General features: G+C 37.3%; 23 protein-coding genes. 15 read left to right on the top strand and 8 right to left on the bottom strand.

The window, feature by feature from the left end; genetic code table 11:
* Positions 1–78: 78 nt before the first annotated feature.
* From ACXAGS_RS01265 to ACXAGS_RS01255, 3 genes are read right to left on the bottom strand one after another with little or no spacing between them, the layout of a single operon-like run.
* The gene (locus ACXAGS_RS01265) at positions 79–417 is read right to left on the bottom strand and encodes a cupin domain-containing protein (protein WP_474903879.1); all 339 of its coding nucleotides are present in this window, start codon (positions 415–417) and stop codon (positions 79–81) included.
* Positions 414–803 carry a DUF2721 domain-containing protein gene (locus tag ACXAGS_RS01260; protein WP_474903877.1) on the bottom strand — a complete coding sequence of 130 codons (390 nt, stop codon included), beginning with the start codon at positions 801–803 and terminating at the stop codon, positions 414–416. The genes ACXAGS_RS01265 and ACXAGS_RS01260 overlap by 4 nt, the downstream gene beginning before the upstream one ends.
* Positions 803–3,652, bottom strand: coding sequence for a WD40/YVTN/BNR-like repeat-containing protein (locus tag ACXAGS_RS01255; protein ID WP_474903875.1), 2,850 nt, complete (start codon positions 3,650–3,652; stop codon positions 803–805). Before ACXAGS_RS01255 ends, ACXAGS_RS01260 begins: the two co-directional genes overlap by 1 nt.
* 150 nt (positions 3,653–3,802) lie before the next feature.
* On the opposite strand from ACXAGS_RS01255, the gene ACXAGS_RS01250 reads away from it, so the two are divergent.
* Together ACXAGS_RS01250 and ACXAGS_RS01245 are read left to right on the top strand one after the other, a co-directional pair.
* Entirely contained in the window at positions 3,803–5,095 is a 1,293-nt protein-coding gene (locus ACXAGS_RS01250) for an aminopeptidase P family protein (protein ID WP_474903873.1), read from the top strand.
* 23 nt (positions 5,096–5,118) lie between these two features.
* Complete coding sequence (locus tag ACXAGS_RS01245) at positions 5,119–5,292, top strand: hypothetical protein (protein WP_474903871.1); 174 nt, start codon at positions 5,119–5,121, stop codon at positions 5,290–5,292.
* On the opposite strand, the gene brnQ is transcribed toward ACXAGS_RS01245, so the two are convergent.
* The gene (brnQ, locus tag ACXAGS_RS01240) at positions 5,289–6,578 is read right to left on the bottom strand and encodes a branched-chain amino acid transport system II carrier protein (RefSeq protein WP_474903869.1); all 1,290 of its coding nucleotides are present in this window, start codon (positions 6,576–6,578) and stop codon (positions 5,289–5,291) included. The two genes, ACXAGS_RS01245 and brnQ, sit on opposite strands and share 4 nt — an antisense overlap.
* A gap of 275 nt (positions 6,579–6,853) precedes the next feature.
* Between brnQ and ACXAGS_RS01235 the strand changes: the two genes are divergently transcribed.
* Positions 6,854–7,126, top strand: a complete 273-nt coding sequence (locus tag ACXAGS_RS01235; RefSeq protein ID WP_474903867.1) for a hypothetical protein — start codon at positions 6,854–6,856, stop codon at positions 7,124–7,126.
* On the opposite strand, the gene thiL is transcribed toward ACXAGS_RS01235, so the two are convergent.
* Complete coding sequence (thiL, locus tag ACXAGS_RS01230; RefSeq protein WP_474903865.1) at positions 7,123–8,169, bottom strand: thiamine-phosphate kinase; 1,047 nt, start codon at positions 8,167–8,169, stop codon at positions 7,123–7,125. The two genes, ACXAGS_RS01235 and thiL, sit on opposite strands and share 4 nt — an antisense overlap.
* A 200-nt stretch (positions 8,170–8,369) precedes the next feature.
* Here thiL and ACXAGS_RS01225 point away from each other — a divergent pair, with 200 nt between their 5' ends.
* From ACXAGS_RS01225 to ACXAGS_RS01180, 10 genes are all read left to right on the top strand, one after another.
* A complete protein-coding gene (locus ACXAGS_RS01225) occupies positions 8,370–8,699 on the top strand; it encodes a HesB/IscA family protein (protein WP_474903864.1) in 330 nt (109 codons plus the stop codon).
* A 38-nt stretch (positions 8,700–8,737) separates the two neighbouring features.
* A complete protein-coding gene (sufB, locus tag ACXAGS_RS01220; protein ID WP_474903863.1) occupies positions 8,738–10,183 on the top strand; it encodes a Fe-S cluster assembly protein SufB in 1,446 nt (481 codons plus the stop codon).
* A gap of 15 nt (positions 10,184–10,198) precedes the next feature.
* Positions 10,199–10,951, top strand: coding sequence for a Fe-S cluster assembly ATPase SufC (gene sufC, locus ACXAGS_RS01215; protein ID WP_474903861.1), 753 nt, complete (start codon positions 10,199–10,201; stop codon positions 10,949–10,951).
* Between the two features lie 10 nt (positions 10,952–10,961).
* Positions 10,962–12,278, top strand: a complete 1,317-nt coding sequence (gene sufD / locus ACXAGS_RS01210) for a Fe-S cluster assembly protein SufD (RefSeq protein WP_010516156.1) — start codon at positions 10,962–10,964, stop codon at positions 12,276–12,278.
* A gap of 14 nt (positions 12,279–12,292) precedes the next feature.
* Positions 12,293–13,522: an aminotransferase class V-fold PLP-dependent enzyme gene (locus tag ACXAGS_RS01205; RefSeq protein WP_474903859.1), complete on the top strand. Its 1,230-nt coding sequence runs from the start codon at positions 12,293–12,295 to the stop codon at positions 13,520–13,522.
* 73 nt (positions 13,523–13,595) lie between these two features.
* The gene (locus ACXAGS_RS01200; protein ID WP_474903858.1) at positions 13,596–14,018 is read left to right on the top strand and encodes a SufE family protein; all 423 of its coding nucleotides are present in this window, start codon (positions 13,596–13,598) and stop codon (positions 14,016–14,018) included.
* Complete coding sequence (locus ACXAGS_RS01195) at positions 14,015–14,344, top strand: DUF59 domain-containing protein (RefSeq protein ID WP_474903856.1); 330 nt, start codon at positions 14,015–14,017, stop codon at positions 14,342–14,344. Before ACXAGS_RS01200 ends, ACXAGS_RS01195 begins: the two co-directional genes overlap by 4 nt.
* A 10-nt stretch (positions 14,345–14,354) precedes the next feature.
* Positions 14,355–14,561, top strand: coding sequence for a PspC domain-containing protein (locus ACXAGS_RS01190; protein ID WP_474903855.1), 207 nt, complete (start codon positions 14,355–14,357; stop codon positions 14,559–14,561).
* An 11-nt stretch (positions 14,562–14,572) separates the two neighbouring features.
* Positions 14,573–15,079 (top strand): DUF2480 family protein, encoded by a 507-nt coding sequence (locus tag ACXAGS_RS01185; RefSeq protein WP_474903853.1) that lies wholly within the window; start codon positions 14,573–14,575, stop codon positions 15,077–15,079.
* Between the two features lie 67 nt (positions 15,080–15,146).
* On the top strand, positions 15,147–16,079 hold the full coding sequence (locus tag ACXAGS_RS01180) for a DUF3078 domain-containing protein (protein ID WP_474903851.1): 933 nt from the start codon (positions 15,147–15,149) through the stop codon (positions 16,077–16,079).
* Between the two features lie 219 nt (positions 16,080–16,298).
* Here the strand turns inward: ACXAGS_RS01180 and hflX are convergent, their stop codons facing one another.
* Complete coding sequence (gene hflX, locus ACXAGS_RS01175; protein ID WP_474903849.1) at positions 16,299–17,528, bottom strand: GTPase HflX; 1,230 nt, start codon at positions 17,526–17,528, stop codon at positions 16,299–16,301.
* A 105-nt stretch (positions 17,529–17,633) separates the two neighbouring features.
* On the opposite strand from hflX, the gene ACXAGS_RS01170 reads away from it, so the two are divergent.
* Positions 17,634–18,575 carry an endonuclease/exonuclease/phosphatase family protein gene (locus ACXAGS_RS01170; protein WP_474903847.1) on the top strand — a complete coding sequence of 314 codons (942 nt, stop codon included), beginning with the start codon at positions 17,634–17,636 and terminating at the stop codon, positions 18,573–18,575.
* Between the two features lie 151 nt (positions 18,576–18,726).
* Complete coding sequence (locus ACXAGS_RS01165; RefSeq protein ID WP_474903846.1) at positions 18,727–20,925, top strand: S8 family serine peptidase; 2,199 nt, start codon at positions 18,727–18,729, stop codon at positions 20,923–20,925.
* A gap of 139 nt (positions 20,926–21,064) precedes the next feature.
* Here ACXAGS_RS01165 and ACXAGS_RS01160 read toward each other — a convergent pair whose 3' ends face one another.
* Both ACXAGS_RS01160 and ACXAGS_RS01155 read right to left on the bottom strand, forming a co-directional pair.
* Complete coding sequence (locus ACXAGS_RS01160) at positions 21,065–21,778, bottom strand: 3'-5' exonuclease (RefSeq protein WP_474903845.1); 714 nt, start codon at positions 21,776–21,778, stop codon at positions 21,065–21,067.
* Entirely contained in the window at positions 21,768–23,576 is a 1,809-nt protein-coding gene (locus ACXAGS_RS01155) for a DUF4153 domain-containing protein (protein ID WP_474903843.1), read from the bottom strand. The genes ACXAGS_RS01160 and ACXAGS_RS01155 overlap by 11 nt, the downstream gene beginning before the upstream one ends.
* Between the last annotated feature and the right edge of the window lie 42 nt (positions 23,577–23,618).

The raw sequence follows: 23,618 nt of genomic DNA, 5'->3' as shown, positions 1-23,618 counted from the left end.
ACAGGACTATTAATTAAATCTTAAAAATTAGATGAAAACCATAAAATAGTATGGTTAAAGTTAACCAAATCAAAGGTTTTAATCCAAAGCAACACCAAAATAGATCCATTCTACAGGCTCTTTAAAAGGATTTTCTTGGCTATGTAGCTCTTTGGCTTCAATTGTTATACAATGCCCTTCTTTTAAAATATGGTTTTCGCCGTTAACCGTAAAAATCGCTTTACCTTTTTGAATGTAAAATACTTCGGTCATGGTTTCATGGCTATGTGGCGTAACTTTTTGGCCAGGTTTTAAGATAGCAGAGCCAAACATCATTAACTGGCTAATCTCGCCCTTGGTGATAAAAACTTTTTTTTTAATGTCAGGGTCATGGGTCACTCCAACAGCTTGTATCGTATTTTGGTCAACTATTTTCATTCTTCCATATTTTTTAATTGTATCCCCAATGCTTTAGTAGAGAGTTGCACCTCTACAAAAGATAAAATCAGAGAAATCATCAGGAGAATTAAACTTATTCCGAAAATTACATTAGCCCAAACAACAAGTTCAATGTAAATTAGGAACATGGTTACCGCCGCTAACAGAAAACTGGCAATTGCGGTTGCCTGCATTCCTTTTATGATTTCTAAACGTTTCTTAAGAGATGAAATTTGTTTTTTTAGCGGTGCTGCTTTGGTTTCTGTAAACTGCCCATGCAATTGCCTTATTAAACCTGCAATTGCTAAATATCTTGCGTTATATGCAAGCATGGTTAAAGAAATTGCCGGAAATAATAAGGCGGGTATGCTAAGGGTCAAATTCATTATTCTATTTTAAAATTTAAGCTTTTTGTAGCGCCGTTGCCACTAACCTCTACAGAGTATTCACCTTTTGGTAAATAGGTTTTACCATTTTTGGCCGTTTCTAATTTTGTTTTGTTTTTAGATAGGTAGTTCGCCTTACCTTCCTTGTCAAAGGCAACATCATATTGTAATGTATTAAAACCTTTATCTGCATTTAATTCTCCAGAGCTTACCACCACACCATCTGTAGTTTTAATCTTGGTTTTAAAAGTTGCTTTGGTATTGGTATAAAAATCAACATTTAAGCCAGGTGTATTTGGGGTGCCCCAAGAACTCCAACTATTTCCCCATCTTCTAGAATGTTTAATGTTGGCTATATCAAAAAGTTTTAAACTTTCTCTATTAAGGTCAAAATCTACTTTTTGTAGGCTAGCAATGTTCATTTTATAAATGCTTCTCCCGTGGGTGCCAACTACTAAATGTTTGTCTCTGTTTTGTATTACAAGGTCATGAATAGCCACATTAGGAAGTCCATTAGTTATGGATTGCCAATGATTGCCAGCATCTAGACTGGCGTATAACCCGTTGTCTGTACCCACAAATAATAAATTTTCGTTTACAGGGTCTTCTACAATAGCATTCACGGGAGATAAGGGTAGAGTTTCTCCAATGTTTTTCCAACTTACACCGTAATCATCACTCACATAAACATAGGTAGTAAAATTATCCCAACGGTATCCATTTAAGGTAGCATACACACGTTCTTTTTTATGTTTAGAAGCTACAACTTCCGTTACCCAAAGGTCTTTGGGTAGCGGGTTTGCCACATTGGTCCAGTTGGCACCGCCATCTTTGCTTACGTGTATTAAGCCATCGTCCGTACCTACGTACAATAAGCCAAATTGAAATGGAGATTCCGAAATTGTGGTAATAGTTCCATACGCCACGTTACCTTTTTTACCGCCCCTTGTTAAATCGTCTGAAATGCTGGTCCAAGTTTCCCCTTTATCCATGGATCGATGCAATTTGTTGCTTCCTAAATAAAGAATATCCTGATTATGCTGAGAAAGCCTAATGGGAGTTTGCCAGTTAAAACGATAAGGAGCTTCTCCTAATTCGTGTTTTGGTTGAATGTATTTTCTGTCCCCAGTTTCTAGATTAAGACGAAAGTAATTTCCAAATTGAAATCCCGTATATACAATATTGGTATTTCTTGCATCAACTTCTACCTGCATTCCGTCTCCGCCCATGAGCATTTCCCAAGGGTTTTTACCAGATGCCAACCAATCATTGTTGTTTTCTGAAGTGTGTGGCGCTTTCCAAACACCATTATCTTGCAATCCGCCATAAACGTTGTAAGGTTGTTCGTTATCCACGGCTATAGCATAAAATTGTCCTACACTTGGTGCATTGTTTTTACTCCATACCTTACCATCATTATAGGTTATATTAATACCCCCATCGTTGCCATTTATTAAATGCCCCGGTTTATTTGGGTTTATCCATAACGCATGGTGGTCAGAATGTACATTGTTCTTATCTATAGACTCAAAGGTTTTGCCACCGTCTTTTGATTGTATCAAAGGAACACCAGCTAGATAGATAATATCTGAATTAGTTGGGTCTACATTAATTTGAGCAAAATAGTACCCATAACTATAAAATAAATCGTCTATGTAGTCTGTGTTCGTCTTTACCCAGGTTTTACCTGCGTTGGTACTCTTATATACCTCTGCGCCAATAACAGGAGTGTCAAATAAAAGGGAGTTGGCATCTTCTAAATACTTGGCCAAATCTATAGGTTCAACAACATCGTCCCTAACTAAGGATTTTACGTTTTCTGCCCTATACTTTTCTTGAAAACCGTTGGTTTTTAAAAAGGTGTTTAGCTTTTTGTTGTCCAGTTTTAAAAAGCTACGCTTGTTCATGGTTTTAAAATCATCCTTTACCAGTTTATCTCCATCAATAACGGTTTTTAATTCTTTTTCTCTTCGGTTTTGGTTGTCTAAAACCGCGTAAACAATAGAATCATTATAAACCGAAAGACCAATTCTACCCACACCGTTCCCCGTTGGGAAACCACTATTGGCAGTGCTAATTAGCTCCCAGTTTTCACCCGCATCCGTGCTTTTATAAATTCCTGATCCAGTTCCGTTTCCATCAAAATTCCAAGCTTTTCTGTCTTTTTGCCAGGCAGCGGCATACAACACATTAAAGTTGTTGCTGGCACTAGCTAAATCAATAATACCTGTTTGGTCATTGATAAAGAGGGTTTTGTTCCACGTTTTACCCCCATCTTTTGTGCTGTAAACCCCTCTTTGGTCGTTGGTGGAATACAGATGCCCAGCTACACCAACTACCACATGGTTTGGATTGTTTGGGTTAATTAATATTCTACCTATATGATGACTATCCGCTAAACCAGCAAATTTCCAATTTTTACCGTTATCAGTGGATTTTAACAATCCAATGCCTGCGTAACTAGATCTAGAGGCGTTGTTTTCTCCCGTACCCACCCATATGGTTCGGGTTGGCCAATGCACGGCAATATCTCCCAGATTTTGAGTTGGGGAATTATCCATTATAGGGGTAAAAGAGATGCCATTATCCGTGGTATGCCAAAGCCCACCAGAGGCATATGCCACATAGAATTCCGTTGGGTCTTTCGGATTAACGGCTAAATCTACAACCCTACCACTCATAATGGAAGGTCCTATGTTCTTTAATTTTAAATTTTTTAAAAGTGAAGTAGAATCTAGCTTTGCTTTTAGTTGTAATGCTTCAATGGTTTTTTCTTCTGAGGTTGATCTAAGTTGCGCTTGTAGAACCGTTGTTAAGAAAAGGGCGAATAGCAAATAAAATCTGTTCATTTTTTCTGGTTGAATTAGTCTGTAGAAAGGTAGTAATTAGTCCGGTTAGCCGCAAGTAGAGCACTATATTCGTTCGTTCTAATACTTATTTAAAAACCGTTGGTTTTTCTATGCAATGGGCATTCCTTAATTTTGAAAAAAACAGGATATATGAAATACAACCCAATAGACAGTCAATTATTTGTAAAAAACAGAAAGAAATTCATGGCGCAGATGAAGCCAAATAGTATTGCTGTTTTTAATGCAAATGACATTTATCCCATTGGGGCAGATAGTACCTTACCATTTGAGCAAGATAGAGACCTTTTTTATCTGTCTGGAGCAGACCAAGAAGAAACTATTCTTGTGCTTTTTCCAGATGCTATAGACCCTAAACATAGAGAGGTGTTATTTGTAAGGGAAACTAACGCGCATATTGCTGTTTGGGAAGGAGAAAAATTAACAAAGGAAGCAGCTACAAATGTCTCTGGAATTCAAACTATATATTGGTTAACTGATTTTGACAAGGTGTTTTTTGATTTAATGACAGAGGCAGAAACCATCTATTTTAATACCAATGAGCATTATAGACAAGCAGTTGAAACACAAACACGTGAGGATCGGTTTATAATAAAGTGTAAAAAAGAATATCCAGCACATACCTACGCTAAGAGCAACCCAATTTTACAAAGGATAAGAGGAGTAAAAGAGCCCGAAGAAATTGCGCTAATGCAGACGGCTTGTGATATCACCGAAAAAGGCTTTAAAAGAGTACTTGGTTTTGTTAAGCCAGGCGTTTTTGAGTACGAAATTGAGGCAGAATTTTTACATGAATTTATTAGAAATCGTTCTAAAGGGTTTGCCTATAGTCCAATTATAGCATCTGGTAACAATGCCAATGTTTTACATTATCTTGAAAACAATAAGGAGTGTAAAGACGGGGACTTAATTTTAATGGATTTGGCGGCAGAGTATGCAAACTATTCTAGTGATATGACGCGTACCATACCAGTAAATGGCAGGTTTACGCAACGCCAGAGAGCGGTTTATGACGCCGTTCTTCGTGTTAAGGACATGGCTACTTCCATGTTGGTTCCAGGAACATTATGGGCAGAATACCATAAAGAGGTTGGTAAACTAATGACCGCTGAATTATTAGGGTTAGGTTTGTTAGATAAGGCAGATGTGCAAAACGAAAACCCAGATTGGCCGGCTTATAAAAAGTACTTTATGCACGGAACTAGCCACCACATTGGTTTAAACACCCATGACTATGGTGCTTTAAAAACACCTATGGAGGCTAATATGGTGTTTACGGTAGAACCTGGCATTTATATTCCAGAAGAGGGTTTTGGCATTCGTTTGGAAGATGATGTGGTTATACAGGAAAGCGGAGCACCTTTTAATTTAATGCGAAACATTCCCATTCTGGCAGAGGAGATTGAGGAATGGATGAATGCTTAGTTGTTAATATTAGCTTCAGTACTATGAAAAGTTTATGGATTTATGCCCAAACCACGAACATAGATAAGAAAATACAAGAAGCTCCAGATAAATGGTATGAAATAGGTGTTGTGATTGGCAACTATTTGCCTTTTGTTGTTTTAGTAATTATTGCGTATCTCCTTTACTATTACCGTAAAAGAAAGCGCCAAGATTAATTCAACACCTCAGAATTTTTGCGGTAGTACAAGTTTGTTATCAAAAAAGTAAGTACGGCAGGTAAAATCCATCCCATCTGATATTGTGCCAGCGGTAGCCAATTAAAGGTATGTTGGCTCAATACCGCAAAACCTAAAGAATTTAAAAAATCTGGTATGCTAAATAATAAAGTTGTGCCTACCACCCATCTAAACACTAATTTACTACCGTATTTTTCGGGTACCGAGTTTAGAAGAATTAAGATAATGGTCAACGGGTATATAAACATTAAAGAGGGTATGGCAACTGCAATTATAAAGTCAACCTTAAATTGACCTATAAGAAATCCAAGCAAGCTACATATTCCGGCTGTTACTATGTAGGCAAAATTAGAATGGTTAAAACGGCCTCTTATAAAATCTGCCGTACCGGTTACTATACCTACTGCCGTTGTAAAGCAAGCAAGGCTTACCAGTATACTTAGAAATAGCGAACCACTTGTGCCTAAGGTTAATAAACTTATTCCTTTTAATAAACTTGTACGGTCAATTAACGGTTCAAATTCTGGCTGTAGTAATGCACCAGTAAAAATAAGCCCGGCATAGATAAGCGCTAAACCTAAACCCGCAACTAGGCCGCCCCTTGCTATTAATTTCTTTTTTTGTTGATAAGCTAGATGTTTATAATCAAAATTGATTGAAATTATAATAACACCACCTACAACTACAGCCGCAATAGCATCAAAGGTTTGGTATCCTTCAAGAAATCCATGGCTTAACGGGTGTGCATATACTTGTTTGGCATTAAAATCAAACGGAAAATTGAAAAGTGCCATAACTATTAAGCCAAACAAAATTAATAATATGGCCGGTGTTAGGAATTTGCCAATAACACCTAATACTTTAGAACGATTAATGGCAAATAAAAACACAAGTAAAAAATAAACAGAGCTTGTTACCCAGGAAGAAACATCCCATAATGGTAAAATACCAATTTCATGGGTTACCGCTGCCGTTCTTGGTGCTGGAAGCAAAACGGCTATGGCGTAAATGAGGTAGCAATAAATTATACTGAAAATAGGAGATACTTTTTTGGCCACGTCAAATAAAGTGCCTTGCAATCTTGCATGGGCCCAAATACCCAATATAGGAATAACTACACCGGTTAAAACAAAACCAAGGGTAACCAACCACCAATCCTTACTTGCATTAAAACCTAAAAACGGAGGTAAAATTAAGTTGCCTGCACCAAAAAAAAGTGAAAACAAGGCAAAACCGACTAAGAAAGTATCTTTTTTACGTAACATTCTAGGCTATTTGTTTGCATAGCTACAACTTATTTGTAAATTGAAGGCGCAACGCTCAACGATTTTTTGGTGTATTTGGTCGAAAAAACGCCGTTTATCGATTTTTTAGAAAAAATGCGGGAACGCTGTATACTAAACCAATAAGAGGTGGCGTTGCTATTTTATAGACAGCAAGTTATTAACAATTGTTGATAATTATGTTTCTAGCCAAACGAATCCTAATAAAGTAAAACGCATATCAAGCCCCAAGCTTACGTGCCCTTAAAACCTAGTTTATGAGTCAAACTATTACCCCTTCAGGTAGCAAAATCACTGGTTTGTTCTGTAGCTTATTCGGACATCACTTTGTTGTTTCTAAAAAAGTGACCCACCACATTAAAGAATACAAATGTATTCATTGCCAAACGCAAGTTACTACGGATGAGCGTGGTAAGCTAACTGCGTTAACAGATAAGCTTAAGGAAATTAACAAGACCTTAGAGGAAATGTACCAAAAAAGAAACCGTAGAGCTTCTAGAAAAAGAATAGAACGTAAACGAGTTGCCTAATTTTCAAACGAGTTCCACCCTTGGGCTTTTAGCGGAATTTGGGAGCCATCTCTGGCAATTAAATGTTGGCCGCTAGCCTTATCGGTCATATGACCAATAACCGTTAGGTTGGGGTTCGCTTTAATCTTTGGAAAATCTTTTTGGTCTATCGTAAATAAAAGTTCATAGTCTTCTCCTCCACTTAGGGCAATCATGGTACCGTCCATTTTAAATTCTTCTGCGGCACTAATTACAGTTGGGTCTAAGGGAATTTTATCTTCAAATAAATTACAACCTACTTCACTTGCTTTACATAAATGAAGTATTTCAGAAGATAGGCCATCACTAATATCTATCATTGCTGTTGGGGTAACATCTAGCTTTTCCAACAATTCTACTATATCTTTTCTCGCTTCTGGTTTTAGTTGTCTTTCAACTATATAGCTATAAGGTTCTAGGTCTGGTTGATTATTCGGGTTAACTTTAAAAACCTCTTTTTCTCGTTCCAGTACTTGTAAACCAAGATAGGCCCCACCCAAATCGCCAGAAACAACCAATAAATCATTTTCTTTGGCACCAGATCGTTTGGTTATCTTTTCGGTTACGGCCCCACCTAAAGCTGTAATGCTAATTAACATTCCTTTGGTAGAAGAAGTGGTATCCCCACCAATCAAATCAACATTATAAATCTTACAAGCCGTGGCAACACCATCGTAGAATTCTTCAAGTGCTTCTAGCGGAAAACGATTGGAAACGGCTATTGAAACTGTTATTTGTTTGGCCTTGGCATTCATGGCATACACATCGGATAGGTTAACCATTACCGCTTTATAGCCTAAATGTTTTAGAGGCATGTAGCTAAGGTCAAAATGTACACCTTCTACCAACAAATCTGTAGTTACCACCATTTTTTCTTGGTTATAATCCAATATAGCGGCATCATCACCAATTCCTTTTAAGGTAGATTCGTGTTTAATTTCAAAGTTTTTGGTTAAGTGGTCTATTAAACCAAACTCTCCTAGTTCTTCTAATTTGGTCCTGGGTGTGTTTTTGTCTTCTAGCATGGTGCAAAAGTAGGAGGAATTATTCAAAACAAGTTTTTAAAAAAATGCCAAAAATTAAATGCTTTCAACTACGTCTAGCTTGTCTTGGGGCCCATAGAAAACCCTTATGGAAATATTCGTTATAATAATGTTATGAATCCTGTTAAAATGCGTCTTAACCACTATATTTGTAAGCTATTTATAATTAATCTAATTGTAATATGATCAAAGTATCAGATACTGCAAAGGCTAAAGTTGCCGCATTGATGTCAGAGGAAGGCTTTGAAGCTGGTTCGGACTACGTGCGTGTTGGGGTAAAGAGTGGCGGTTGTAGTGGATTGTCCTATGAACTTAAGTTTGACCATACCGTTGGAGATGCCGATAAGGTGTTTGAAGATAATAACATAAAAATTGTGGTAGATAAAAAGAGTTTTTTATACTTAGTGGGTACCACATTAGAATATTCTGGTGGCTTAAATGGTAAAGGCTTTGTTTTTAACAATCCTAACGCCCAGAGAACCTGTGGTTGTGGTGAAAGCTTTTCACTTTAAATCCAGATAAATACCAAAAAGAGAACAGTAAGATTGTTATGGCGTATACTGAAGAGGAATTAAAAAAAGAACTAGAAACCAAAGAGTACGAGTATGGTTTCTATACAGACATAGAATCTGAGACCTTTCCTAAAGGGTTAAATGAGGAGGTGGTGATTGCGCTTTCTAAAAAGAAAAATGAGCCAGAATGGATGACGCAATGGCGTTTAGAGGCGTTTAAAATTTGGAAGGAAATGGACGAGCCAGAATGGGCAAACGTGCATTACGAAAAACCAGATTTTCAAGATATATCGTATTATTCTGCTCCCAATAAAAAGCCTAAATATGAAAGTCTAGATGAGGTTGACCCAGAATTGCTAGATACCTTTAAGCGTTTGGGCATATCATTAGACGAACAAAAAAAATTAGCGGGTGTAGCGGTAGATGTTGTTATGGATTCTGTTTCCGTGGCCACTACGTTTAAAAAGACATTGGCTGAAAAAGGAATTATATTTTGTTCCATTTCCGAAGCGATACAAGAGCACCCAGAATTGGTAAGAAAACACATTGGTTCTGTAGTGCCGCAAAAAGATAACTTTTATGCCGCTTTAAACTCAGCAGTATTTTCCGATGGTAGTTTCTGCTACATCCCAAAAGGTGTGCGTTGCCCAATGGAATTATCTACCTATTTTAGAATTAACCAAGCAGGTACAGGTCAGTTCGAGAGAACATTAGTAGTTGCTGACGAGGGTAGTTATGTAAGTTATTTAGAAGGATGTACTGCACCTTCTAGAGATGAAAACCAATTGCACGCAGCGGTAGTAGAGCTAATAGCTTTGGACGATGCTGAAATTAAATATAGTACTGTGCAAAACTGGTTCCCTGGAGATAAAGAGGGTAAAGGTGGTGTGTTCAACTTTGTGACCAAAAGAGGACTTTGCGAGAAAAATGCAAAAATATCTTGGACACAGGTAGAAACAGGTTCTGCGGTAACTTGGAAATATCCATCTTGTATTTTAAAAGGCGATAATTCCATCGGGGAATTCTATTCCATTGCCGTAACCAATAACTATCAGCAAGCAGATACCGGTACTAAAATGGTTCACTTGGGTAAAAACACCAAGAGTACCATTATTTCTAAAGGTATTTCTGCTGGTAAATCCCAAAACAGTTACCGTGGTTTGGTGCAGGTAAATAGTAGGGCAGAAAATGCACGTAACTTTTCGCAGTGCGATTCTTTGTTGATGGGCAATGAGTGTGGGGCACATACCTTCCCTTACATAGAAACCAAGAATAAGTCTGCACAAATAGAACATGAGGCTACCACCAGTAAAATTGGAGAAGACCAAATATTCTATTGCAACCAGCGTGGTATAGACACAGAAAAAGCAATTGCACTTATTGTGAATGGTTTTAGTAAAGAGGTGTTGAATAAATTACCAATGGAGTTTGCCGTAGAGGCACAGAAGTTATTAGAAATTAGTTTAGAAGGATCAGTAGGATAAAAATAAAAAGCAAGAATGTTAACAATTAAAGATTTACACGCAAGTGTAGAAGATAAAGCCATTTTAAAAGGTATTAACCTAGATGTTAAACCAGGAGAGGTACATGCTATTATGGGCCCAAACGGTTCTGGTAAAAGTACTTTGGCTTCCGTAATTGCTGGTAATGAAAATTTTGAAGTAGAAAATGGAAGCATCGTTTTAGAAGGTGAAGACTTAGAAGATGCGTCTCCGGAAGAAAGAGCACATAAGGGTATTTTTCTTTCCTTTCAATATCCTGTTGAAATCCCAGGTGTATCAGTAACCAACTTTATGAAAACGGCAATTAACGAGTCTAGAAAGGCACGTGGCTTAGAAGACATGCCGGCCAATGAAATGCTAAAGTTGATTCGTGAAAAATCTGAGTTGCTAGAGATAGATCGTAAATTCTTATCACGATCGTTAAACGAAGGTTTCTCTGGTGGAGAAAAGAAGCGTAACGAGATTTTCCAAATGGCCATGTTAGAGCCTAAGTTGGCTATTTTGGATGAGACCGATTCTGGTTTGGATATAGATGCCTTGCGTATTGTAGCCAACGGTGTTAACAAATTAAAGAGCAAAGACAATGCTATTGTGGTAATTACCCACTACCAGCGTTTGTTAGATTATATAGTTCCAGATTTTGTACATGTATTGTACAATGGTAAAATTGTAAAGTCTGGCGGTAAAGAACTAGCCATGGAGCTAGAAGAAAAAGGATACGACTGGATCAAACAAGAAGAAACCGTATAAGCAGCAGTAGATGGAGTTGAAAGATAAATTGATTTCTTCTTTTTTAGCCTTTGAAAATCAGGTAGACCTAGACCATCCTGTACACGAGGTGCGTTCTGAGGCTATTAAGAATTTTGAAGCAAAAGGTTTTCCCAGCAAAAAGGAAGAAGCGTGGAAATATACCTCGCTAAAGAGTATAGAAAAGGTAGACTTCAGCATTTTTCCAAAAGAGACTAATGCATTGGAGTACAAAGATGTAAAGAAGTTCTTTTTACATGAAATAGACACGTACAAAATTGTATTTGTAGATGGTGTGTATTCGTCTTACTTATCAGAAACCACACATGATGGTGTAGATGTTTGTTTGATGAGTGCTGCTTTTAGTAAACCCATGTATAAAGAGGTTATAGAAAAATACTTTAACAAAGTAGCTTCTAAAGACGAATCATTAACCACTTTGAATACAGCGTTTAGTAGGGAAGGAGCTTACATTTACATACCAAAAAGTAAAGCGCCGAGAAAGCCTATTCAAATTTTGCATTTAGCTACCGGTAACGAAGCTGCTTTAATGTTACAACCAAGAAATTTGATTGTAGTTGAAGAAAATGCAGAAGTGCAAATAATAGAGCGTCACCAAAGCTTAACCACAAATGAGGTGTTTACCAATGCGGTGACCGAAATTTTTGCGGCTAAAGATGCCCGTGTAGATTATTATAAAGTACAGAACGATGCACCTACCGCATCTTTGGTAGACAATACCTATATAGACCAAAAAACCAATAGTCAAGTACGTGTGCATACCTTCTCTTTTGGAGGTAAACTAACCCGTAATAACTTGAATTATTACCAGAACGGGGAGCACATAGACTCTACCTTAAAAGGGGTAACAATTTTAGGTGAAAAGCAACACGTAGACCATTATACTTTGGTACACCATGCGCAACCTAATTGCGAAAGTCACCAAGACTATAAAGGTATCTATGGAGATAGTTCTACAGGGGTTTTTAACGGGAAAATTATTGTAGATAAAATTGCACAGAAGACCAACGCGTTTCAGCAAAACAATAATATTCTTATTTCTGATAAAGCAACGGTGAATACCAAGCCACAGTTAGAGATTTTTGCGGATGATGTAAAGTGTTCTCACGGTTGTACTATAGGTCAACTAGACGAGGATGCCTTATTCTACTTGCAATCTAGAGGTATTCCTAAGAAGGAAGCTAGAGCTTTAATGATGTATGCTTTTGCTAATAATGTATTGGAAAGTGTGCGTATACCAGAGCTAAAAGTTAGAATCAATAAGCTTATTGCAAGCAAGCTAGGAGTAAATCTTGGTTTCGATTTATAGGATAATAGTTTTTTATGACAGAAGTGGAATTTGATGTATCGCAAATACGTAAAGATTTTCCAATTTTAAATAGGGAAGTCAATGGTAAGCCCTTAGTTTACCTAGACAATGCCGCTACCTCACAAACACCGCAACAGGTCATAAATGCAATAGTAGACTATTACCAAAATTACAATGCAAATATTCACCGTGGCGTCCATGCTTTATCGCAAGAAGCCACGGATAAATACGAGCAAGCTAGGCAAAAAATTCAGCAGCACTTTAATGCCGCCAAAGCCCACGAAATCATATTCACTTCAGGGACTACTCATAGTATCAATTTAGTAGCTAATGGGTTTTCTTCCCTATTGCAAAAAGGAGATGAGGTTTTGGTTTCTGCCATGGAGCATCACAGTAATATTGTGCCTTGGCAAATGCTTTGTGAGCGTACGGGAGCCATCCTAAAGGTTATTCCGATGAATACACAGGGGGAGTTGTTGATGGAAACCTATCACAATTTACTCTCTAACAAAACAAAACTGGTTTTTTGTAACCATATTTCCAATGCCTTGGGCACCATAAATCCCATTGAAGAAATTATTAGTGCTGCTCATGAAGTGGGAGCTGCAGTATTAATAGACGGAGCACAAGCTGCCCCGCATATTAAAGCAGACGTTCAGGCTTTAGATGTGGATTTTTATGTGGTTTCCGCACATAAAATATGCGGACCTACTGGTGTAGGTATGTTGTATGGTAAAGAGGAATGGTTAAATAAATTACCTCCGTACCAAGGTGGTGGCGAAATGATTGCTGAGGTTACCTTTGAAAAAACAACATACGCCGACTTGCCACATAAATTTGAGGCAGGTACACCAAACATCTGTGGTGGTATTGCCTTTGGCGCCGCCTTAGATTATATGAATGCTATTGGTTTTGAGGCAATAGCAGCCTATGAGCATCAATTACTGGACTATGCTACCACGGAATTGTCCAAGATAGATGGTTTAAAAATATATGGTACGGCAAAGAACAAAACTTCAGTAATATCTTTTAATATAGAAGGCGTGCACCCATATGATATTGGGACTATTCTAGATAAACTAGGTATAGCAGTGCGTACCGGGCACCATTGTGCGCAACCGATTATGGATTTTTACAAAATTCCTGGCACGGTAAGAGCAAGCTTTTGTTTTTACAATACTAAAGAGGAGGTAGATGCACTGGTAACTGCGGTTAAGCGTGCTAAGAATATGTTGGTAGGGTAACTTCTCCTTAAGATTTTCTCAAAATATTGATAAACACAACTGCTAGTTGTACTTTTGACAAAAGTATTGCTACATGGCTATAAAAGAGATACAAGAAGAAATCATAGACGAGTTTAGCATGTTTGATGACTGGATGCAGCGTTATGAATACATGATAGAGTTGGGTAAATCCCTACCTTTAATAGATGAGCAATACAAAACCGATGACAACATCATCAAAGGTTGCCAAAGTAAGGTATGGGTGCACGCTGAGTTAGAAGATGATAAATTGATTTTTACCGCAGATAGTGATGCTATCATCACCAAAGGAATCATTGCCCTTCTAATTAGAGTCTTTAGCAACCAAAAGCCTAAAGACATCATGGAGGCAGATACCCAATTTATAGATGAAATTGGACTTAAAGAACATTTATCACCCACAAGAGCTAACGGATTAGTGAGTATGATCAAGCAGATGAAATTGTATGCCGTGGCTTATCAAACACAAATAAAATGAGCGAAGAAACTACAATAGATACAGCGGAATTAGGAGAGAAAATCGTTTTGGTTTTAAAAACCATTTTTGATCCAGAAATTCCAGTAGATATTTACGAATTAGGACTTATTTATGATGTTTTAGTAAACGAAGATCATGAGGTTAAAATTCTAATGACACTAACATCTCCTAACTGTCCGGTAGCAGAAAGTTTACCTGCAGAAGTAGAAGAAAAGGTAAAGTCTATTGACGAAATTAAAGATGCTGAGGTAGAAATTACATTTGATCCACCTTGGACGCAAGACTTGATGAGCGAAGAAGCTAAATTGGAACTAGGGTTATTGTAAACTAACGGACATGGCAAAAAAACTAACCAAATCTAGAGACAGGGTGTTTCTTGGTGTATGTGGTGGAATCGCCGAGTATTTAGACTGGCCTAAACAACAGGTAAGAATACTTTGGATAATACTGACCCTCTTAGGTTTGGGTGTTTTAGTATATCCTGTTCTTGCGATATTTATGCCAGAAGATAATAGTTTCGATATTGAAAACTACCGGCAATAATTTGTTTGTTAATGGCAGAAGAAATTGTAAATAGGGTTGCGCAAAGCAAGTTACAAGTCTTTGATTTAGAAGATTACTATCCTGAAGGAAAAAGAGCAGTTTTGGATATTAAAGATTGGCTTTGGGAAGAACTCATTCTTAAAGAAAAAGAATTTAGAAGTCTAGCAGACACCCATGATTGGGAGCAATATAAGGATGCCTATGTGGCACTAAATTGCAGTGCAGATGCTATAATTCCGGGTTGGGCATATATGCTTTTAGTAAGCAAACTACAACCCTATGCCAAGCAAGTAGTGGTTGGTACCTTAGAAGATTTAGAAACCAGCCTGTATCAATCAATTCTATCCAATTTAGACGTTAGTCCTTTCCAAGATAAACCGGTAATCATTAAAGGTTGTAGCCATAAACCAGTGCCACAAAACGCTTACTTACAGGCTATGTTAAAAATACAGCCTGTTGCTAGGAGTGTTATGTACGGAGAAGCCTGTTCTGCGGTGCCTTTGTACAAGAAAAAGTAATTTTCCTTGTAAGGCAAGTGTGACTATTCTTACTTTTGCGTTTCTAAATCTATAAACACAAATCATTATGAAGAAAACACTTTTCGCCGTTCTTGCGGTTGCTGGAGTTTGGTTGGGCCAAGCACAGACAGAAGAGGAGTTAAAGGCTACATTGGCCGAAAAAAACGATTCTATTGCTGCCATTCAAGGTAGGGCAAATGCCATCCAAGCTAAAATTGACGCACTTCCAGGTTGGAAATTAGGTGCCTTTGGTACTATTGGTGGTAGTATTTCTCAGTTTAATAACTGGTATGCACAAGGTTTTCCAGATAACTCTAGCGGTAATATTGGTTTTTCGTTCAATGCGTTTGCCAATTTGCAAGAAGAGAAATTCTTTTGGAGAAATGCGTTAACTACTAATCTTTCTTGGGTTAAGTTTGATGATAAAAATGACCCAACAGATGATGATAGCTTTAGAGAAGCTACGGATGTATTTAACTTATCTTCCCTATACGGTAGAAAATTAAGTGACAAGTTTGCGGTATCCGGTTTAATGGAATACAGAACAACTATTCTAAACAATTTTAACGACCCAGGTTACCTAGATTTAGGTGTGGGTGCTACGTGGACACCTATTCAGAATTTAGTAGTGGTTATCCATCCTTTAAACTACAACTTTGTTTTTGCGGATGATGATACTATTTTTAACTCCTCTTTGGGTGCTAAAATTGTTGCGGACTATACCCGTAAAATAGGAGCGGTTGGTTTTAAAAGTAACCTATCTGCTTTTCAAAGTTACGAGAGTGGCGATTTAAGTAACTGGACATGGACTAATTCTTTCTCTTACACGCTATGGAAGATGATTGGTGTTGGTTTTGACTTTGGCTTAAGAAACAACAAACAAGAAACGTTGAACTATGTGAGAAATTTAGCTGCTACACCAGATGCCACGGCTACTTTTGATTCTATAGATAACGACTTACAAACGTACTGGACATTAGGTCTTAGCTACTCTTTCTAAGTTTAAAACATATATATAAAAAAGCCCGAACAATTTGTTCGGGCTTTTTTTTGATTGGATAGGTTAGTTCATACTTGTTATTGGTGTTAGTAATAACCTTGGGGCTAGTTATTAAGAACAGTGCTAAAGTACGCTAGTCTTACCTATGCCCAAACTTTTTGATGTAAACCGTATTTTTTTTGTGGTATTCGATAAAAATTCATTTTTCTGACAGAAAAACTATTCTTCTTCAGTTTGCGAGTATTCATCAAGGTTTTCTGGATACAAGAAATTGTTATACGGAAAACGGGTTACGTGTATTTCTCTAACTTCACGATACACTCTTTGTCTAAACTCATCTAAATTTTCTTTATTCAATGCAGAGATGAACAAGGCATTATCCCCAATTTTATTGAACCATGTTTTTTGCCACTCTTCCAATGTAAAGTGAGCAGATGTTTTTTCGGTTTCTAAATCATCTTCTTCTATTACTTCTGGCACATACTGGTCTATCTTATTAAAGACCATAATGGTTTGCTTTTCCGTACTGTCAATTTCATCTAATATTTGATTTACAGAAGCAATGTGTTCTTCAAAATTTGGGTGGGAGATGTCTACCACATGTAACAATAAATCTGCTTCTCTAACCTCGTCTAAGGTACTTTTAAAACTTTCTACCAATTGTGTAGGCAACTTGCGTATAAATCCAACCGTATCGCTAAGCAGAAAAGGAAGGTTGCCAATAACTACCTTTCTTACAGTTGTATCTAAAGTGGCAAACAACTTATTTTCTGCAAATACATCGCTTTTACTAATTACGTTCATTAAAGTAGATTTACCCACATTGGTGTACCCTACCAAGGCTACCCTTACCAAAGCGCCGCGGTTGCCTCTTTGGGTTTCCATTTGGCGATCAATTTTGGTAAGTTTCTTTTTAAGCAAAGCAATACGGTCCCTAACAATTCGTCTATCGGTCTCTATTTCTGTTTCCCCCGGACCACGCATACCAATACCACCACGCTGGCGTTCTAAGTGCGTCCATAAACCGGTAAGTCTGGGTAAAAGATATTCGTACTGTGCCAATTCTACTTGGGTACGCGCATAACTGGTCTTTGCACGCTGGGCAAAAATGTCTAGAATAAGGCTGGTTCTGTCCATTACCTTACACTTCAATAATTTTTCTATGTTATTTTGTTGGGCAGGCGTAAGTTCGTCGTCAAAAATAACCGAGCTAATATCGTTTTCCTTAACATAAGCATGCACTTCTTCCATCTTACCTGTGCCTATATAGGTTTTAGGGTTGGGCACATCCATCTTTTGTACAAAGCGTTTGGTTACTTCGCCACCGGCAGTATAGGTTAAGAATTCTAGCTCATCTAGATATTCTTCTACTTTTTCAGCATTCTGTAATTGATTGATTACACCAACCAATACGGCCTTTTCATAATCAATAGACTTCTTTTCAATCATATATAAAGCAAAATGCAAAGCTACATAATGTTTCGGTTCTGTTTTTGTAATTTGCTCCTTCTACTTAACACTTATGTAAATTTTTGTAGCGCTATTCTAAAAATTATGGAAAACCAACATGTAATTGCTTTTTATAACCTAGAAAATCTATTCGATACCGTAGACGACCCACATATTCTCGATGACGATTTTACCAAAAAGGGATTTAAAAAATGGAAGAATAAGCGATACCTGGCAAAAACCAGAAAATTAGCGAATGCCATAGCTAAAATTGGTGAGGACGAAGGGCTTGCACCACCCGTACTTGTAGGGGTTGCTGAGATTGAAAACAAAAGGGTTATAGAACGTTTGCTAGGAGAAGATGCTTTGAGGCACTTGGATTACGGTTATGTACATTATGACTCTCCAGACGAGCGCGGTATAGATACCGCTTTGTTTTACCGTAAGGAGAATTTTGAAGTAATGGAAAGTGAAACATTAGCCCTTTTAGTAAATAATGAACAAGGTGTTCGTGATTTTACTAGAGACATCTTATATGTAAAAGGAAGACTTAATGGAGAGGTTGTATATGTTTTTGTGAACCATTGGCCCTCTCGTAGAGATGGTGCTAAGCTTACCGCATACAAACGGATTGCCGCTGCGCACACCATTATTGAAAAATTAGAACAAATTAGACAAGTAGAAGAAGAACTCCATGTATTGATTATGGGAGATTTTAATGACGACCCTAATTCTGAAAGCATAAAAACGCTAATGCAAACAGGTTGGTTCATAAATCCCATGCAAAAATTACTTTCCCCAACGCTAGGGAGTGCCAATTATAGGGGTAAATGGAGTTTGTTTGATCAAATCATAGTTTCTCATTCTTTCCTAAATCATGAGCCGGGTACCCATAGCTTCGCCAAGGCCAAGATTTTTGCTCCGCATTTTCTACAAGAATGGAAAGGAAGGTATAAAGGAACACCCTTTAGAACATTTGGTGGTAAAAAGTACCTTGGTGGTTATAGCGATCATTTTCCTGTTTACCTGATTTTAAAGCAAAATTAGAATACTAAGAAAATTCTTACAACACTTTTTGTAAGTTTCACAACAAACACATGCTAATGAGTATGCAATTCATCGATTTAAATCTACAACTTAACGACAGTTAATTAGTTCTCATCTATATTTGTAGTCCAAATCCTACTTAACCTACGTTATGGACTACAATGTAAAACTTCCCGCAAAAAAGGCCTTGTTATTGGTCGCTACCAGTTTGGTATTCAGCATTTCTAGTTTAGCTCAAGAGCAAGTACAATTAGAAGCAATTAAAGCGAAAACCAATACAGCCAAATTACAAGATTTGGCAAATAGCTTTAAAAAAGAATATCAAATTACCGCACAACGTATTGCAACTCAAAAACTAGTGGGAGGTTTAGAGGCTACCAGAAAGGAAAAAGATGGAACCGTAGTGGCTTTAAATGGATTTGGACAAGATGGTACTCCTTTATATTATACTACACATGCAGATATGACCGCTAACATTTGTAGGGCAGATGCTTTGTACGCAGATGGGTTTTTAAACGCTAATATAGACGGTACTGGAATGAAAGTTGGCGTATGGGATGCCGGTGTGGCCTTAACCAGCCATAAAGAGTTTGGGGGTAGAGTTTCTAATGCCGATAATACCTCAGAAATAGATAACCATACAACCATGGTAACCGGTAATATTGTTGCGGCCGGTGTAGATTCAAAAGCTAAAGGGGTTGCTTATGGGGCAGAAGCTTTGACCCATAATTGGTCTAGAGATAAAGTAGAGGTGGCAGAAGCTGCTGCAGAAGGTCTTTTGGTTTCTAATCATTCTTACGGTATTACATCTTCTCAAGTACCAGATTGGTATTTTGGGGCTTATATTAAAGTTTCTCAAGATTGGGATAAAATTATGTACAACGCACCATATTATTTAATGGTTGCGGCAGCAGGTAACGCACAAAACTCTTTTGATAACGCAACACCTAACTATGGTAAAACACAAGATGGTTTTGATTTATTATTAGGGTTCACAACAGCTAAAAATAATTTGGTCGTAGCTGGTGTAGATGCCAGAATAGATAATGAAGGTGCAATAAAGAAGGCCAATGTTAGTGGCTATAGTAGTTATGGACCAACAGATGATGGTAGAATTAAGCCAGATTTGGCAGGTAACGGTACTATGGTATATACTACCGGATCTGCTTCTAATAGTGCTTATAAAACAGCAATGGGTACTTCTATGGCTGCACCGGGGGTTACGGGTTCTCTAATTTTATTACAGCAGTACCACGAAAGTTTATATGGTAATTTTATGAAGGCTGCCACCTTAAAAGGTTTGGCTTTACACACAGCAGACGATATAGAAAATCCAGGTCCGGATTATAAAATTGGATGGGGCTTGATCAATACTGCAAAGGCAGCCAAAGTATTGCAAAGTATAGATTATAGTTCTGTAGTAAAAGAATTAACCTTAACCAGTGGCGAAACCAAAACTTTTGTGTATGATAGCAATGGTGTTGATCCTTTCATGGTATCTGTCTCATGGACAGATCCAGAAAGTGGAGAGGTTAACAGAGGTACATTGAACGAAATGAAAGCCGCTTTGGTCAATGATATTGATATTAGGGTTACTAAGAATGGAGAAACGTACTTTCCCTGGAAATTAAATCCTGCTAAAGCAAGTGAGCCGGCCACCAAAGGAGACAATAAGGTAGACCCTTTTGAAAAGATAGAAATAAACAATGCTTCTGGTTCTTACACCATAACTATTTCTCATAAAGGTACATTGATGCATGGTGCACAAGACGTTAGCTTAATTGTAAGTGGTGTTGCTGTTTCTAACTGCAAATTAGAAGCACCAAAAGGTTTAGATTTAAGCCAAGTGAACGCTACAGGGGTTTCTGTAAAATGGGATGGCCTTTCTGAAGATAATTTATATGAAATACAATATAAGGCAGCAGACGATATACAGTGGGAAACCCTTTCTACATGGGATGCTGAAATAGCATTGGAAAATCTAGTTGCCGGAACCAAGTATGAGGTAAGAGTACAATCTGTTTGTACGGCAAATATTGCATCTGGATATTCAGAAACCATAACCTTTGTTTTTCAAGGCGATGCTACCCAGACCCAACAGCCAGAAGTGAGAAAAACTTCTGATAATATTGATTTGGTCGTGTATCCAAACCCAGCGGTAAATTACTTAGAGGTAAGCACTAAAATGTCTAAAGACGCACAATATTCCATCATTAACACCGCAGGTGGAACCATTAAAAATGGAAATGCGAACAATACGATAGATGTAACCAATTTGGAAAGTGGAATCTATATCATCTTGGTGCAAGACTACGAAGGAACCAAAAGCACAAAATTTTATAAGAGTTAATTATTCATATGCAAGCTAGCAATAGCTATTAACCATTACACTCCCAATGTGTGGCCTAGGTTACACAAAATTAGATACTGTGGACACTATTGTTGTAAGTATCCCTCTAAAAAGGCCCTAGTAATTTAGGGTCTTTTTTTTATATAGTTTTTATTTGATGCGCTTCTAGTAGTGGTTCGCATTTTAATCTTAAGAACACTTGGGCGGTGGTAACCACATCCAATTCGCAATATTTTATTATTCGGTCTATATCTTTTTCTTCATAATATACACTGCGTACCATGCTACCGTCCATATCTTCTTTTGGCGAGGGTATTCCTAATACATTGGCCATCAACTTTAAGGAGGTATAATGCTTATAATCGCCAAACTTCCAAAGTTCCATGGTATCTAGGTGTGGTACTTCCCAAGGTTTTTTACCAAATAAATCTAGCTTATAAGGTAACGTAATCCCATTGATTAACATTCGCCTTGCTATATATGGAAAATCAAACTCTTTACCATTATGAGCACATAATACGTGTCTAGCTTGGTTAAAATGGTCGTTTAAAAGGTTTTTAAAGTTTTTTAATAAGGTTTGTTCGTCTCCATGAAAACTGGTAACCCTAAAGAGGGGTTCACTTCCTTTGTTCACAAAATAGCCTACGGAGATGCAAACAATAAGCCCAAATTCTGCCCATATCCCTGCTCGTTCATAAAAGGCTTCCGGTGTGTGTTCTTCTTTTCTTTGGTACGCCGTTTTATGCGCCCAAAGCTCTTGTTTTTCCTCGTTAAGCTGGTTATAGGTTTCTGTTTCTGGAACGGTTTCAATATCCAAGAATAGAATACTGTCCAAAGGAATTCTATTTAACATCTTGTTTAAATTTTAAAAATAGATGACCACCAATATTGTGTAATTGTATGCTGTCTTTCTCTAGTAGGCTAAAAGATAAATCGGTCAGGGCTAATTCAACCTTCAAAACATCATTCTCTATTGATATTGTTTTCTTTTCTAAAGGAATACTGTCTAAGTTGTGCCCATACTTGGTAAATTCTTTTAGTCTACTTTTAAGCGGAATACTTGCTAAAGTATCTTGTTCTTGGTTACTTAAAATAAAGCTCAAGTTTTTGTTGGCATAGCTAATTTTACAATTATTTATGGCTACCCAATAATTATCATACGGGTTTAGTCTAACGGGTACAAAATAATCATATTGGTCAATTGGGAAAACCGTTTTGTCCGTACCATAATTATGCATATAGTATTGATTGTAATTTCTTTTGATGCTTTTTGTGGTAGAATCCATTTTTATGTTCATGGAATCTAGTACTAAGCGTGTATCTAACCATCGGTGGTTTTTCCAGTTGTTGGTAGAATCTAAAACGGCTGCATTTAAATCTATTTGAGTTACCTTACTTAGTTTATCCAAGCTTTCTCTTTTATCTAAGTACTTTAATATAGATTCTAGCCTTTGGGATTGCTCATAATTGGCAACCGTATCTTGTAATAACACTTGGTTATACACTTCTTTAAATTCTTTTGCTTGTGCCTTTTTAGAAACGCTAAATGCACCCCAAGGCCCTACAGCGGTAATTGTAAGAATTAGAAATAGGGAAATGGGCAAAACTATAAGTTTTGCCTTCTTTGTAAAAAGTACATAAAGACTAATACCCAATATCCAGAAGGCAGCTAGCAAAACATAATACCTGTTTTCTGTTATCCCATAATCACTTACACGCCTATAGATGGCTACAAACAAGAGTACCAACAAGGGTAGTAATAAATAGTAAAACCAAGGGTAAAAACGCTTAATGGTCCAAGCTTTAGAAGTCTTTATAATAGGGTTTATAATTATGTGTACCATAAAACCCAACAGCGCTAAAACGGTAACTAAATAGCTTACCCAGCCTTTTGGTAACTCCCATTCCAAAAGTATTTTGCCAAAATAGGCGTAAAGAATTACCAGATAAAGCATTATTAGCGGTATCAAAATAAACTTTACCAAAACCTCTAGCGCACGTTCAAATTGAACAATACTATTTTTCCTTACCTGTGATGGAAAATCCGAGAGATAAATCCAAGTATTTACAATGCCTAAGCTAAATACAAACAACTGGCCGTAACGTTCCCCTCTAATATATACATCAAACAATGCATCTATTGCCAATAGCGCAAGTACCAGACCTAAATACAATACCAAACTATAAAGGAGGCTTCTGGTTAACGCTATACCTACGGATTTAAGGTAGTTCCAATAGGCATGTGCATGCCATTCTTTTAAAAATGGCGCAAACAATACAAATAGATGACCAGCAATTAGAAATATAAAAAAATGTGAAAGGTAGGTGGGATTGTCTTCTAAGAATAGGGTTTTGGATAGGTAAAAATAGAAGCCGCCTAATCCTATTAAAATTAGGATTTTTAGTAGTTGCCATATTTTGTTTTTTGCTTGCTGTTCAATAAAAAACTGAGCCCCAATAAACCAACTTACCCCCAAAATAAGGGTTAAAACAATATCTAAGTTCTCATCAAACGTGTTACTTACCCTATCACTGCCAATAAGATACATTACATAAAAGGTCCCAAGGACAGCCCAAACAAGTGTTATTGGAAAGCGTTTAAACGCATTAAGGCCACGGTCTAAAACTTCTTGTATAGAGGGTAGTTTCATATTATAAATTTGGAGCTAAAGGTAGTTTTTAGGCCAAAATTG

It is taken from the genome of Croceivirga sp. ABH4_376 (genome assembly GCF_056160685.1).
Note: the sequence above shows the minus strand (reverse complement) of the source record. Positions and strands in the feature narration are given on the sequence as shown.